Below are 12,621 nucleotides of genomic sequence, written 5' to 3'. Positions count from 1 at the left end.
AAACCCTTTAACTAGCCTTCATGTGGTTTGAAGAACTCGGTTGCCTTCGCGAGTCTAGGCGTTCTTGCAAAACCAAGCATAACCCTTTCAAACCTTGCTGCACGCGTTAGTTCACTGCCTCTAACAAGCGCGGTCAGTCTCTCAGAGCGGGTTGCAAGGTGTAAAGCATCCTGACCCAGCTCTGCTCCTCTAGTAATCACAAATAACGAATCAAGTATCCTGAAGAGTATGAAACCTGGAATTATTGCAATTATCTCCAGCCAGTAATCCTTCAGAAAGTTCTGCCACCTAGAAGCTCTTTCAAACTTGAAACCAAGATCAACTACGAATACTGCAATAGCTGCATAATCCACAATCATGATTTCTGTATGGTAGTGGTGTGCTAGATCAGGTAGAAAAATCTCCAGTAAAATCACAACCAAAATTACTATCAAGGCAGGTCCTACAAGCCTGTCAGTCCACGTCCTGATCCTATCCCAGTCCGGCTCCATATCTCAATATTCATCGACTGATGAATATAAACCATTATGAACGCCCTCTAAAGACAGCGACCAGGAAGTAGATAAATACATACGCAGGAGAGAATTAGACTGATTGTCAGACACTGTAAAGTGGATACTAAACGAAGTTTCTGAAGATGAACTGTAAGATAATATCTGGTATCTATCAGACTATACGGAGTAATCTAAGCCTTCACCGGTGACTTAGTTTTCTCATCCTGATTCTCAACATATTCTAAAGCAGCTTTCACTCCCTCAACATCTACTGTCGGAAGCTCATCTGCAATCTCCTCCGGTGACATTCCTACCATCGAACACATATCATGAATCTTCCAAGCCGAGATTCTGGTTCCCTCTAAGTGAGGTTCTCCGCTCAAAATCTCTGGATCGATAACAATTTCAATGTCTCTCATGGTTTGACTACGGCACTCCAAGATTTTAAATCAATACCACAAATCCGAGAAATTCTAAAGCATGGCTGCTTTGGACCACGACCATTCGTTTCGGTCAGATCCACTCCTCAAAATACTTATAATATAGTCCAAACCTGTTCCGATAGTTCCTATACCGGAGTAACCGGCAATTTAAACCTAAACTTTATTAACAAGCCGTAGAAACCAATAAATAGCGCAAGAAATAGAAACCAAGAGCTATACAACCGCCAAGTTAATAAAAACGATCTCAGAGCGCCCTCTCAGGGATTTGAACCCTGGATCTGCACCTATCTGCTGAACTAGTATGCCGTTCTGAAAGCCATCCGGACGATGGATGCCGAGCTAATATACCAGTCTTCCGCAAGGTGCCGTCTTTCCACTAGACCAAGAGGGCCTGTAACCGAATTATTTCTAGGAACTTTAAAAACCGATTCTACAGGTATGTTATAGACAATAGGCTGGAACAAGATGAAATTTATCAAGAGAAAAAAGTTGAATTCGAAGCATAGAAACAATTTAGGGTAGGACGATCTTTCTTATCTGTTTTTAAATCTTCATTCCTATCTGGTTTTCTAAGAGGCAATTCAAGAATGGGAAAGATTTCATGCGTATACAAGATTATGCCGGAAGACAACGAAACCGATCTAGAAAAAATCAAAGATCAGCTCAGAGAAGAGCTGGATGTAGAGGATATAGGAGAGGAGGAAGTTGCATTCGGTCTTAAAGCGGTCAAGGTCTCCACTATCACAACAGATGAAGAAGGCGGAACTGATGCAGTGGAGGAGAAACTTGAAAATCTAGAAGGAATTCAAAGTATTGAACTAGAGCACTTCGATAAGCTTTAATTATAAGGTTCGCAGCTTAAACCTGAAACCGATAATCCTTCTATCTGACTCGCTACATCTTCGGGAACTTGGCCCTCATCATTTTTACAATTGGCTGGTACACTAGGAGAGTCTGAGGTCGAACATTGAACAGAAACAGCCTCTTGACATGCTGTAACTTCAACATCTTTCTGGACTTGTGGTAAGGTATCAGAGCTCATAAGTATAACAGTTAGAGCAGTCATCATAAGAACCGAGGCAGCAACAATAAGTGTCAGAGTTTGATTCATTATTGATAAAGTTTATATCGCCGGTTAAAAAAGATTTTTCAGAACTACAGCAAATCTCTTATTCGACTTGAAATTCTCTCCGTTATTTTGTATTCGTCACTGTCAACCACCAGCTCTGAAAACGCTGCAAAGGGTATTGTAACCGCGATAACTACTCCAAGCATGTGGAGAGTAAAGCTTTCATCCGTGACGAGCATGACCGCTATCATGTCTTCGGTTACACCTAGAATAATACCGAAAATCAGGAACTCTGTAAATTTTTCCAGTCTGTCTCTGCCCTGCATAATTATTTTGTATTGTGAATGGTTAAAATAACTTCTACCTTACATAGCAGCTCTACGCCTATTTACATCACAGCTGTATTCCCTTTCACACCATTAGCTGCACATTGCTATATCTAACTGTTTAAAGTTCAGGAGGTAAGAAGACATCATGGGTGTAGATCTGGGGGAACTGGTTGAAAGCGAAGAGATAGATTTTGCTGACCTGAATGACAAAGAGATCGCTATTGATGCCATGAATACTCTATACCAGTTCCTATCAATTATAAGGCAGAGAGATGGAACACCGTTGAAAGACTCAGATGGAAACATTACCTCGCATCTTTCCGGGCTTTTCTACCGCAACATCAATCTTCTTGAGGAAAACATCCGACCTGTATTTGTTTTTGACGGCGAGATGCCGGATCTGAAGGAAAAAGAGAGTAGCAAAAGAAGGAAAAAAAGGGAGGAAGCACGAAAAGAATGGAAAAAACTGAAAGAAGAAGGCAAAGTGAGCGAGGCTTATAGCAAGGCAACTCAAAGCTCTAAATTGACTGGAGACATGATCGAAGAGGCGAAGAAGCTACTTGAAGCTATGGGAATTCCCTATATTCAGGCACCGAGCGAGGGAGAAGCCCAAGCAGCATTCATGGTTTCAGAGGAATACCCTGGTGATATATATGCAGTTGGTTCACAGGACTGGGATTGTTTAATGTTCGGAGCTGAGAGAATGGTTAAGAACTTGACAACAAGAAAAACACGGAAAACCTCTGGAGGCGGAAGAAAAGAGATTTCTACGGAGAGAATTGAAGTTGATGAGGTTCTTGAACAACTAGAAATTTCATATGAGAAACTGATATGGATGAGTCTATTAATGGGAACTGATTTCAATCCTGGCGGTATCAAAGGTATAGGGCCGAAAACCAGTCTAAAGCTTGTCAGAGAGTATGAAAGCCTTGAAGAACTATTAGAGGATGATAAAGTTGAATGGGATTCGGAGAAAGATCCTTACAGAATCGTAGAATTCTTCCTTCAGCCCCCGGTGGCAGAGACGGATTACAGTTTCGGTGAACCTGATGAAGAGGAAATCAAGGAAATACTTGTGGACCGACACGACTTTTCCGAGGACCGTGTTGAATCCGGGCTAGAAGATCTTGAAAAAGCACTTGAGGCCCGACAGTCAGGTCTCGGAAGTTTTGTCTAAAAGAATTTTTATCTGGTTTCTCTCAGTTCTTTAAGCACCAGTTCCATCATATCACCAAGTTCCTGGTAACCTTCTCTGATCTCTTCTATCTGTTTTTCCTGTCTTTCAACCCTCTTGACCAGAGGGCCGAGACTGTTCTCTTCTTTCCTTTCCTCCATTTCCTGAACTTTCTGCTCTAAAAGCTCAATATCTTCTCGGAGCTCTTGACCGGGCTCGACTTTCTCGGCGAATCTCTCCATGTTATCACTTAGTTCCTCAATCGCCTCCACTCTTTCATCGGTTTCTTTAGACTGAGTCTCATTCATGCCTTCCTGTAGCTCCTCGTATTCATCCTGTGATAGAAGCTTCAGCTCTGCAAGATCATCGAAGTCGTTGAAAATCCATTTATAGTCTGATATCATTCCTTTCAGCTGTTCGATTTCTTCCGAAAGCTTGGAGACATCTTTTTCCTGTTCCTGTTTCTCCAGTTCCTCAACCTTATTCTCTATGTTCTGTACCTTAACCTGTAACCTATCGAAATCTCCGGAATTGAAATCTTGAAGTTTTTCCTCGAACTCGGTTTGTCTATCCAGAACACCCTCAATATCTCCTTCCAGTTCCTTTATTTCTTCCTCAACTTCCTGAAGGTTTTCCTCAGTTCCTTCATCCGATAATTCCCGATCTTCGAACTGATCTATTTCCTCCTGAAGTTTTTCCATCCGTTCTTCATGGTTGTTCCTAATCTCCTCTATTAGATCGGATTTTTCAGCAAGTCTGTCTTTCACCTGTTCAATTTCATCCGCCCTATCTATTTCATCCAACTGATCTTCGAGTGAGGAGATATCAGTTTCTTCAGTATCCTCTATTTTTTCTTCTAGGTGTGTGATATCATTCTTCAAATCCTCAATTTCATCAGAAATATCGGATTCCCTCACCGATTCCTCGAGTTCATCCATTCTCGTCTTTACTTCATCTAGTTCTTCTCTATCTTGGAGGTCTGTTTTCTGTTCAAGCTCAGCCAGTCTCTTCTCTAGATCTCCGATTTGTTCATTGTCATCTTTGGATTCATCTTCATTTTGAGTTTCCTTTTTGTCACTGGGATCCTCATCTACATCGTCTTCTTCAGTACTGTACTCTGGTTCGTCATCCTCAGCCTCTTCAGTTTCTGTCTCTTCTTCATTTTCTGTATTGTTTTCATCGAGTAAGACGTCCTCATTTTCTTCATCTGTCGAGTCTTCAGCTTCTGATTCCTCAGAATCTTCACCGAACATTACATCCTGTTCTTCGTTGTTTTCTTCCTCTTCTGATTCGAAAAGAGTTTCCTGTTCTGAGTCCTCATCTTCCCCAAATATTACGTCTTCTCCCATAATTATCTCCTCTTAAATTAGTATTGAAGCAAGACAGTCTGGATTAAAAACAGCGGTCCGCTTCTTTAACACTTAGAAGTGATTAAAACATTAAAACTCTAGTGGTCATATTCAACTTCCTTCTTCATAAGCTCTGAAAGCTCTACTACCGATGAGTAAAGATCATTTATCTCTTCTTTATTCTCATGTATTCTTGATTCAACATCCATAAGCTCTTCATCCATTGCTTCCCAAAGTTCCTCTATCTTTCTTTCATCATTGTTTTCGATTAGGGATTCTAATTCATCTGTCTTAAGATCAAGTGCCTGCCATAAAAGCCGGATTTTCTTATCTGTTCTATCTTCGTTTTTCTCAATATCGTCAAGTTCTTCGTCGAAAGCCTCCCAAAGCTGATCGACTTTTCTACCTATTTCATCTACCTTTGCAGGTCCGTTATCAGCTACTACTTCCTCCAGCTCCAGTAATCTCTTATTGAACTTTTCAACTGATTGCATTGAATCAATCCTGGACTCCAGACTTTGGATTCTCTCCTGAAGATCTTTAGTTGATCGGAGCTCCATCTTTTCGATTCTTTGCTCAAGGTCATTTATCCTAGCAAGTTCTTCAGATTCGCCTGCAATTACATGTTCCTCGAACTGCTTGACCTGGGATGGAAGATCCGGATTATTCCCAGCTCCGGGGAGTGAGGGCTTATGCAATGACTCTGAGTCTGATTCCTGAGCAACATTTTTAACCTCCTTTTCTTTCGAAGCATTATCTTCAGCATCAGTCTCTAACTCAATAGAATCTTCGGCTCCGGGTTTCTCAAAGTTCTCCTTATTTTGTTCTTCTTCTACAGTTTCAGGCAGTTTTTCAACCGGATTATCAACTTCTTCTGATTCTTCTGAATTACCGGCTTCATCTACACCGTTCTCAGTTTGAGGGGCACTATCCTGCCCAGAATTATTTAGTTCGGAGAGTTTCTCCTCTATTTCCTTCTCAAGTTCATCAACATTCTCAAGGCTTCCATTGATACTATCTACTTCCTGATCTTCTGTCGATACTTCTTCTTTTATATCATCAATAACTTCAGACTCTTCAATCTCCGAAGATTCACTGTCACCGGAAAGCTTTTCCTTCAATGAAGACAGCATACTTATCAATGGTTGAAGCTCAGTTATTAAACATCGGGCAAGAGCAACCATTCATAAGGCCTGTTCTGCTGGTAGTAAGTGATGATATAGGTCAAAAAGGAACCAGTTAATTGATTGCTAGCCCCATTTTCCAAACAGGTTCAATTGTTACGCAATAGAATTCATCATTATTCAATTTGGCCGGTGCCCGTATTCGATTGGCTACCGCCAGAATAATCATCTGTACTTGAATCAGAATTTCCTGAATCACCATTTGAGCTTTGACCAGTGGTGCCTCCACTCCCTTCGGAATTAGCTGTATCGGGTGGACAGTCGGAAACAGATTCTCCACAGTAATCGGGTGGTTTTTCTCCTCCTTCACATGTTTGTTTCCAATAAGTACATTTAGTATCCTGTTGACGGTTATCTACAAATGAGGTAAATCCGTCTGTTTGGCCGCTTGTAAGGAAAAGGATAACTACACCGGTTGATAAGGCTACCATGGCAACAACCATTATCTCAATAGTCTTGTCCATCTAGATCACTATTCGTTGAGTCTGCTGCACTCAAATTCTGCTCCCTGTGTCTGAGGTACAATATCTGGAGCGCTTGGAATAGGGCTACCATCAGAATAGCATGTGGTTGGAGCTTTTATTCTTCCTGATGTTCCGGCACACTTTGCTTCCATAGTCGCTACACAGCTTGATCTACTTGTACCGCTGTTCACATCTCCCAGACCGCCTTGAACCATGAAGATAACGGTTAGTGCTGTCATCATCAGAACTGAGGCAGCCACAATAAGTGCCAATGTCTGGGACATTCCCTTTCTATTCATACTACTTGATTGGAATTGGTTGTATAAAAACGGTGCGGTGAATTTAGTCTGAAGAAAAAGGATGGGAAGAGGATTATCTCTTCAAATTCAGCAGTAATCAGAGACCTTACTCTTGATCTTGTGTAAGATTGATCTGGATTGATGATACGTTAAGTTCGTCTCCTTCATCTGTTTCAATCTTGTCTGTATCAATTGATATATCATCAACTTCTGCTGTCTCCTCAAACTTACTCGTTACCATTTCTGCAACGTCTACTGCTCTCGAAATTGCTTTCCCTCTCGCCTTGACGTGTACTGTTTCGTGTCCTTCGTTGAACTGTGTTACTACAGCGAGAACGTAGCTCATAGCAGGTTTTGAACCGACGTATACTGTGTTGTCATCTTCTTCTGGCATACTGTTAGTTCACCTTTAGTTCCAGATTGGTTTAAAGAAATATATAGTTAATTATAGCTGTCGGGAACGTCTTCTATCTTTTTGAACTTGAAATTTATGCTTCTTTCAGCGCCTTCACTGTCCACAACAGTTCTTTCCGAATCCTTAATGGTGAAATTAATTTTGACCTCTGTAGCAGCAGCCGTAGCTTCCGCCTCATGTGAATTATCAGAATCAGCACAGGAAGTTTCTCCTTCATCGTTAGTTTTATAGTTTTGACAACAGGAAGAGGTATCAGTTATACGGCTGGATTTAATTGTTGAGGATGTGAAAGTGGTGTTTTGATCTTTCAGGCTCACCCATTCAGGTCTGTTCCCTTCATCATTTTTGAATAAAATTTTTCCATAAACATTTTTCGTATCCGGTATATCTTTCTCCGCATCAATTTCCGCATTTTCTTCGACAGTACCCTCGCCTACACCGCATCTACCATTTTCGTACCCATCGTTGGTGATAGGTCCATTATTATCCCAGTAGTCATCAATATGATCGGATAATCTTCCTGAGAACTCTACTGAGTACTTTGCCATCTGTAGGTACCGGTTTTTCTCATGTACTGAAGATGCTTCTTCAGGGATTTTTATACTGGCCTCAGCTCCTGAGGATGTACAGTTAATCCAGTTGTTCTTGAACGTTGTTTTTACGGATAAAGGCTCTTTTTCCACTTGAAGGGTTTCAACCATTGGATTCCGACAATTGAAAACCTCATTCTGGGTTTTAAGATGATCTCTAGTAGCTTTCCTGAACTCCTCCCTAAGTTCACTGTATCTAGGAGTGTTATAACCCCATGAAAGATCCCCCTCTGGATCATCATAATCTTCTAATCCTTCGTATTCTCCTTTGTTCATACCAATTCTGAACGCCATTATATTGCTTGAATAGTTTGTCTCTGTTTCTATCCTAGGTATGTATCTTTCACCTATTACCTGTGCCTCAGCTATAGTGTTGTAATTTCCTATACTGAAATCAATCTCTTCTTTGTATTCATTCTGGAAAAGAAGGGCTCCGAAAACATTACCTGTTATTATGAAAACTAAAACAAATACAGTGAGCATACCTACATACTGTCCTTTCATCACTGGTCCTCCTGATTTGTTATCTCTAAAGCAGTAGTAGCCTTAACCATTTCTTGTTTAGGAGAAGGAACGTAGGTGGAGAACCTTACACGGTTCCCATCAGCTTCTGATTCTACATTTATACTGTCTCCTGCAGCCTGAAACCTGTAATAATCTGTATAACTTGATAAAATATCCTCAGCTCTTTCCTCAACATCATTCTTCAGAACCTGGTTCTCCTGAACACTGTATAAACCAATTTTTCTTCTCGTATCATTATCCATAATCTGGGAGTGAACAGATATAGTCTGGAACTTACTTTCCTCAAACCTCATTTCACCTATAAGCTCTGCATTCAAATTATCCTCGGCGATGAAGTAAGCAGAAAGAATCAAAAGCAAAACCATAGGCACTACTGCAACAATAAGAACCGTTATATCAATTGAACCCTTCACTTGTCTCACCTACCTGCATTTTCTTATAAGAGTTTTCGGATTCAGGTTCTACAATCATCAAAGGAACAGGTAACGGGGTTTTTACCTCCGGACAGCCCGCATCCTCAAGTGTTAATGGCTCTCCGGAAAACCCGTCCACGGATCGCCCGCAGTTATCTTTCAAGCTGTCATACTGTTCTCTTGTAAGAACACCAAATCTGTCTCCTTTCGATAAGAACTGAAAAGAACCTGCCGTCTTGTAACCTAGTCTGTCATTGTTCTCAACTGTGATATCGTTAAGTCCTTCCATCATAGAAACCTGCATCCTGATTGATACCAGGATTATCAGTATGATCATGACAGAGGCAGCTACATAAGGTAAAACATCTTCCATCAGCACTCACCCGGACTAACCTTGATAGTCCCTGTTTTTCTCAAGCAAATGTATTCAGATCTTCCCTCTTCTATTATTACATATCCTACGCCTTCAGGAGGGTTGATCTCGGATCTTCTTGTATCATCCTGACTAGGTATATAACTTGAAAAATTGTAGTTAATTTGATCAGGGTTTTTCGAAAGATTGTATTCGTCACGTAGATTTAACTGGACCTCACCATTATTGCCTGAGTTAAGGGTATAGATCGCTACCTCTACTCTCTGAGCTACAAGAGGTACTGCATGCATCGACATTCTATCCTCTATTTCCGCAACCCTCTCAATTCCTATATTAGCTACTAAAGCTACAGCAAAGAAAGTAACTATGGCCAGACTAAGAGTAACAGATAATCCTTTACTCAGCTAAACCACCCTGAGAGGCTGAGGCTCCTTTCTTAGAAACCTTAACAAGGGTTTCATCGGTGTTTTCATTTAGCAAACTGACTTTGTAACGGTCACTGACCCTGAATTCGTTATTAATTATACACTCTACTTCTCTCGTCTCCTTGATTTCATTCTCTGGGCTGACCAGATAAACCTTATTTTTTTCATTATCAGATCTGTTTATGTAAAAATTTTCTAAATTCGGCAATCCGCCTCCCGCTCCTTCTGCACCATCACATACAGAATTAACATCATCAACGAGAGTGCCCAGATCCTGTTTCTCTCTCGACAGTCCATCTCCCGCGATACCGGAAAATAGAGCTACCATAATACCTGTGGATAAAGCCGCCACAATTGCACCTAAGATAATCCTTGAAATAGTTCCTGGTGTCTCAGAGCTCGTCATATACTAAGTCCTCCTGAAAAACTGATTCCTCGGTCTGGGAGTTTTCTCTAGTCGGGAACTCATTCATCTCTCCATCTGGTTCAAAAATGCCATTTTCATCAGAGTTTTCTCCAAAAAGCGAGCTACCAACCTGGTCAAGGCTCCCGCTGTATATGGTTGCCATCGAAAGAATGATCAAAACCGCCATCACTATAGCGACTACTATAGCAGTTTCAGAGTTCATGGAAGCAAACCTACCAGAAACGTTTCAGCTCCAGATGTCTGATTTTGAACCAGGAAAGCAAGTGCCAATACCAAAGCAATACCGATAATCATTGAGATAATCATCCTGATCGAAATGCTCATACAACAATGAACTCAAAGCTAGGATAAATAAACTTGGATTCCCTTATCCTCCAGAACCGCCCGGTTCCGGTTGATAATTATTAACCGTGGTATTGAATATGTCTCCTACGCTACTCATCCAGCCGGTAGTTGCCAAGTAATAGGCCATCACAAACATGATAGCCAAAGTCAAAGAAGCAATAAGAAAAATCGGTTTATCCATCCCTTTACGCCGAGCTAAATTCAATTCAATATAACGATAATAATCCTCCAACAAATTCATTCTTTAATCGAGACCTCTTTAACCTTTGTTGTTGGAACAGTATCTCCTACTGAGGTTTCAAATTCAATGTAATTAACATTAATTTCTGAAACTTCTATCGTTTCATCAAATATATCCTTTTCTTCATCGCCTCCTTTCACAGTTAATTCTAAGTTTTCTCTGTATTGAAGATCTACTACTACATCAAAAGCATTCTCTTGTTGTTCAGCGTCTATTGTATCAGTAAATGACTTCTTGGTATCCCCATTTTCTATGATATCAAATGTATAATCAACACCAGATTGTTTATTTTCATTGTTTCGATCCATTTCAATCCTGAATTGGATTTGCTTATCTTCATCCTGCTTTAGATTTACGTTCATATCCCCTTTAGTCTCAAAGCTCAGACCAACGTTCTCCACTGAGAATGGCGCCGTCTTAAATGTCACTTTGCTACCTTGTTGGTCGTTAGACCTTATGATCAGATTGCCTTCCGTATTTTGATCCGCAGACTCCACCCCACCATCATTACCGTTTTCAGTTTCATAAAGAGATCCTGCTGCTTTAATATCGCCATTCAACTTTCCTCCTGTTTTGAACCAACCCGTATTATAGAAATTAAATCCTCCTCCGTTTTCCTGTGTAATTGTTTCCTTCTTTATTCCACACTTAACCTCAAGACCTCTCCAATTTTTGGTCACAGGTTCAGATCCTTCTCTGTCTTTTAGAACTTCCTCTGTAGTACATTTATCTCCATTTAGTCTATAATCAATAAATTCGCTCTGTGTATCGCTTAAACAATAATCGGAATTTTCCCGGATCAAAAGTTTTGGAAATATAGTTTCCGTGGCAAAGTCACGTTTCAAATCAATTCTATCTACATTTGTCTCTCCTGTGTTATCTATAGAGCCGGCGTTAGACTGAATATAGCCAGAAGCGCTTTTACACAAAACATATCTAGCAGAATCTTGATTCTCTCCACCAATTAAAAATTTCTTAAGTTTTGATTCAGTCCCTCTTTGACATGTGTTTAGGTTTTGTTTGGGGCCAAGATATCCCTCTTTTATTATAGGCACATTTTGCATTCTTACCCTAAATGCGTAAATAGAGCTCGGACCTTCCCTTCCCTCATAAACATTTATATCCTCGTTGTTCCCGGTGAAAGCCTCATAAAGACCTGAAATCGCTTCATATTCTTTATAAAACACCGACTGGGTTTTTTTATAATGTTCAGGCCCCACGTTATCACACAAATCGTTAGTTTCCTCTAATCCATTCGGCAACATCATAGATAATCTTTGATTCCTCCAAAAATCAGGGAAGTTGCCGCTAGGCCGCCAGGGGTTCCCTTCGAAGAGAGAGGTTGATCCAATTTTCGGATCTTCTATAACTACCGTATCATTCATATCAAACGAAACCCTACCAAATTTTCCTTCCATATCATTGGTTTTACTCGTACCAGCACCTTCTCTCAAATCTTCTGCATTCGGTCTTATCATTTCTGTCGGTGAATCAGCTCCTACACAGCTTATCGAAAGTTCCTCAGATTTCGAGACTTCAAACCCCTCACTAATTTGATCACCATTATAGAAAAAAACCACGTCTTTGTCAGGATCTGGTGCTATACCCCCCCAACTTGCTTTATCACTAGTCTGTAATCTTTCCCAATCGGCATCATACACGGCTTTCAATAAATTACACTTTTGAGCAATAATAATATTGTAAAAAATTGCTTCTCTTATCTCCTGTCTACCTTTTTGTTCATCTTCGATGTCCCCAAAGGTAACACTTCTATCCATTGAGTTTAATGCAGCTTCTAGGCTGTTTACGCTAGGGTCAAGCGAGTTTACTTTGATGGAGTCGAGTGTTGCGAATATGGCTAGGCCTATTAGGACTGGCAGAAAGATTTTGAATACCGTTGAGTTTACTGTTGATGACATTGTGTTAGCAGGTCTCGATTCCTCCTCCTGATACGTCGGATATTAATGATGATATTGGTCCACAGCCCTGGGCTGCTCCCTGTGCATCGAATATTGTTGATGTTATTATGGCTGCTAGGATACCGAACATGAACAACGCGATT

The 12,621-nt window shown here is 40.6% G+C and carries 19 protein-coding genes; 2 read left to right on the top strand and 17 right to left on the bottom strand.

Annotated elements, in window-relative coordinates:
* Positions 1–11: 11 nt before the first annotated feature.
* Positions 12–491, bottom strand: a complete 480-nt coding sequence (locus tag BRC29_01280) for a hypothetical protein (protein PSG98742.1) — start codon at positions 489–491, stop codon at positions 12–14.
* A 194-nt stretch (positions 492–685) separates the two neighbouring features.
* The gene (locus tag BRC29_01275; GenBank protein PSG98741.1) at positions 686–913 is read right to left on the bottom strand and encodes a hypothetical protein; all 228 of its coding nucleotides are present in this window, start codon (positions 911–913) and stop codon (positions 686–688) included.
* A 611-nt stretch (positions 914–1,524) separates the two neighbouring features.
* Between BRC29_01275 and BRC29_01270 the strand changes: the two genes are divergently transcribed.
* Positions 1,525–1,779, top strand: coding sequence for an elongation factor 1-beta (locus BRC29_01270; GenBank protein PSG98740.1), 255 nt, complete (start codon positions 1,525–1,527; stop codon positions 1,777–1,779).
* Here the strand turns inward: BRC29_01270 and BRC29_01265 are convergent.
* The gene (locus BRC29_01265; GenBank protein ID PSG98739.1) at positions 1,776–2,048 is read right to left on the bottom strand and encodes a hypothetical protein; all 273 of its coding nucleotides are present in this window, start codon (positions 2,046–2,048) and stop codon (positions 1,776–1,778) included. The genes BRC29_01270 and BRC29_01265 overlap by 4 nt on opposite strands.
* Positions 2,049–2,092: 44 nt before the next feature.
* Positions 2,093–2,332, bottom strand: coding sequence for a hypothetical protein (locus BRC29_01260; protein PSG98738.1), 240 nt, complete (start codon positions 2,330–2,332; stop codon positions 2,093–2,095).
* A 148-nt stretch (positions 2,333–2,480) separates the two neighbouring features.
* On the opposite strand from BRC29_01260, the gene BRC29_01255 reads away from it, so the two are divergent.
* Positions 2,481–3,512, top strand: a complete 1,032-nt coding sequence (locus tag BRC29_01255; GenBank protein ID PSG98737.1) for a flap endonuclease-1 — start codon at positions 2,481–2,483, stop codon at positions 3,510–3,512.
* 8 nt (positions 3,513–3,520) lie between these two features.
* On the opposite strand, the gene BRC29_01250 is transcribed toward BRC29_01255, so the two are convergent.
* The 13 genes from BRC29_01250 to BRC29_01190 all read right to left on the bottom strand — a co-directional run bounded on the left by BRC29_01250 (position 3,521) and on the right by BRC29_01190 (position 12,478).
* Positions 3,521–4,858, bottom strand: a complete 1,338-nt coding sequence (locus tag BRC29_01250; GenBank protein ID PSG98736.1) for a hypothetical protein — start codon at positions 4,856–4,858, stop codon at positions 3,521–3,523.
* Between the two features lie 98 nt (positions 4,859–4,956).
* Positions 4,957–5,991: a hypothetical protein gene (locus BRC29_01245; protein ID PSG98735.1), complete on the bottom strand. Its 1,035-nt coding sequence runs from the start codon at positions 5,989–5,991 to the stop codon at positions 4,957–4,959.
* A gap of 106 nt (positions 5,992–6,097) precedes the next feature.
* On the bottom strand, positions 6,098–6,352 hold the full coding sequence (locus BRC29_01240) for a hypothetical protein (protein ID PSG98734.1): 255 nt from the start codon (positions 6,350–6,352) through the stop codon (positions 6,098–6,100).
* Positions 6,353–6,514: 162 nt separating this feature from the next.
* Positions 6,515–6,805 (bottom strand): hypothetical protein, encoded by a 291-nt coding sequence (locus BRC29_01235; GenBank protein PSG98733.1) that lies wholly within the window; start codon positions 6,803–6,805, stop codon positions 6,515–6,517.
* Positions 6,806–6,911: 106 nt separating this feature from the next.
* A complete protein-coding gene (gene albA / locus BRC29_01230; protein ID PSG98732.1) occupies positions 6,912–7,199 on the bottom strand; it encodes a DNA-binding protein Alba in 288 nt (95 codons plus the stop codon).
* 47 nt (positions 7,200–7,246) lie between these two features.
* Positions 7,247–8,314, bottom strand: coding sequence for a hypothetical protein (locus BRC29_01225; GenBank protein ID PSG98731.1), 1,068 nt, complete (start codon positions 8,312–8,314; stop codon positions 7,247–7,249).
* Positions 8,314–8,748, bottom strand: coding sequence for a hypothetical protein (locus BRC29_01220; protein PSG98730.1), 435 nt, complete (start codon positions 8,746–8,748; stop codon positions 8,314–8,316). Before BRC29_01220 ends, BRC29_01225 begins: the two co-directional genes overlap by 1 nt.
* Positions 8,732–9,121 (bottom strand): hypothetical protein, encoded by a 390-nt coding sequence (locus BRC29_01215; GenBank protein ID PSG98729.1) that lies wholly within the window; start codon positions 9,119–9,121, stop codon positions 8,732–8,734. Before BRC29_01215 ends, BRC29_01220 begins: the two co-directional genes overlap by 17 nt.
* Complete coding sequence (locus BRC29_01210) at positions 9,121–9,411, bottom strand: hypothetical protein (protein ID PSG98728.1); 291 nt, start codon at positions 9,409–9,411, stop codon at positions 9,121–9,123. Before BRC29_01210 ends, BRC29_01215 begins: the two co-directional genes overlap by 1 nt.
* A gap of 106 nt (positions 9,412–9,517) precedes the next feature.
* On the bottom strand, positions 9,518–9,952 hold the full coding sequence (locus tag BRC29_01205) for a hypothetical protein (protein ID PSG98727.1): 435 nt from the start codon (positions 9,950–9,952) through the stop codon (positions 9,518–9,520).
* A complete protein-coding gene (locus BRC29_01200) occupies positions 9,939–10,175 on the bottom strand; it encodes a hypothetical protein (protein PSG98726.1) in 237 nt (78 codons plus the stop codon). Before BRC29_01200 ends, BRC29_01205 begins: the two co-directional genes overlap by 14 nt.
* 165 nt (positions 10,176–10,340) lie before the next feature.
* Positions 10,341–10,559 (bottom strand): hypothetical protein, encoded by a 219-nt coding sequence (locus BRC29_01195; GenBank protein ID PSG98725.1) that lies wholly within the window; start codon positions 10,557–10,559, stop codon positions 10,341–10,343.
* Positions 10,556–12,478 (bottom strand): hypothetical protein, encoded by a 1,923-nt coding sequence (locus BRC29_01190; GenBank protein PSG98724.1) that lies wholly within the window; start codon positions 12,476–12,478, stop codon positions 10,556–10,558. The genes BRC29_01195 and BRC29_01190 overlap by 4 nt, the downstream gene beginning before the upstream one ends.
* Positions 12,479–12,621 lie beyond the last annotated feature (143 nt).

The organism is Nanohaloarchaea archaeon SW_7_43_1 (genome assembly GCA_003009795.1).
Classification (GTDB): Archaea; Nanohalarchaeota; Nanosalinia; order Nanosalinales; family Nanosalinaceae; genus SW-4-43-9.
The sequence above is the reverse complement of the archived record's forward strand: the minus strand, read 5'-3'. Positions and strand labels throughout refer to the sequence as shown.

Excerpts from the sequence above, each read along its gene's own strand:
- BRC29_01215 (PSG98729.1), bottom strand. The coding sequence starts at position 9,121 with ATGGAAGATGTTTTACCTTATGTAGCTGCCTCTGTCATGATCATACTG.
- BRC29_01190 (PSG98724.1), bottom strand. The coding sequence starts at position 12,478 with ATGTCATCAACAGTAAACTCAACGGTATTCAAAATCTTTCTGCCAGTC.
- BRC29_01275 (PSG98741.1), bottom strand. The coding sequence starts at position 913 with ATGAGAGACATTGAAATTGTTATCGATCCAGAGATTTTGAGCGGAGAA.
- BRC29_01225 (PSG98731.1), bottom strand. The coding sequence starts at position 8,314 with ATGAAAGGACAGTATGTAGGTATGCTCACTGTATTTGTTTTAGTTTTC.
- BRC29_01270 (PSG98740.1), top strand. The coding sequence starts at position 1,525 with ATGGGAAAGATTTCATGCGTATACAAGATTATGCCGGAAGACAACGAA.
- BRC29_01265 (PSG98739.1), bottom strand. The coding sequence starts at position 2,048 with ATGAATCAAACTCTGACACTTATTGTTGCTGCCTCGGTTCTTATGATG.
- BRC29_01260 (PSG98738.1), bottom strand. The coding sequence starts at position 2,332 with ATGCAGGGCAGAGACAGACTGGAAAAATTTACAGAGTTCCTGATTTTC.
- BRC29_01280 (PSG98742.1), bottom strand. The coding sequence starts at position 491 with ATGGAGCCGGACTGGGATAGGATCAGGACGTGGACTGACAGGCTTGTA.
- BRC29_01255 (PSG98737.1), top strand. The coding sequence starts at position 2,481 with ATGGGTGTAGATCTGGGGGAACTGGTTGAAAGCGAAGAGATAGATTTT.
- BRC29_01210 (PSG98728.1), bottom strand. The coding sequence starts at position 9,411 with ATGCATGCAGTACCTCTTGTAGCTCAGAGAGTAGAGGTAGCGATCTAT.
- BRC29_01200 (PSG98726.1), bottom strand. The coding sequence starts at position 10,175 with ATGAACTCTGAAACTGCTATAGTAGTCGCTATAGTGATGGCGGTTTTG.
- BRC29_01245 (PSG98735.1), bottom strand. The coding sequence starts at position 5,991 with ATGCTGTCTTCATTGAAGGAAAAGCTTTCCGGTGACAGTGAATCTTCG.
- BRC29_01195 (PSG98725.1), bottom strand. The coding sequence starts at position 10,559 with ATGAATTTGTTGGAGGATTATTATCGTTATATTGAATTGAATTTAGCT.
- BRC29_01235 (PSG98733.1), bottom strand. The coding sequence starts at position 6,805 with ATGAATAGAAAGGGAATGTCCCAGACATTGGCACTTATTGTGGCTGCC.
- albA (PSG98732.1), bottom strand. The coding sequence starts at position 7,199 with ATGCCAGAAGAAGATGACAACACAGTATACGTCGGTTCAAAACCTGCT.
- BRC29_01205 (PSG98727.1), bottom strand. The coding sequence starts at position 9,952 with ATGACGAGCTCTGAGACACCAGGAACTATTTCAAGGATTATCTTAGGT.
- BRC29_01250 (PSG98736.1), bottom strand. The coding sequence starts at position 4,858 with ATGGGAGAAGACGTAATATTTGGGGAAGATGAGGACTCAGAACAGGAA.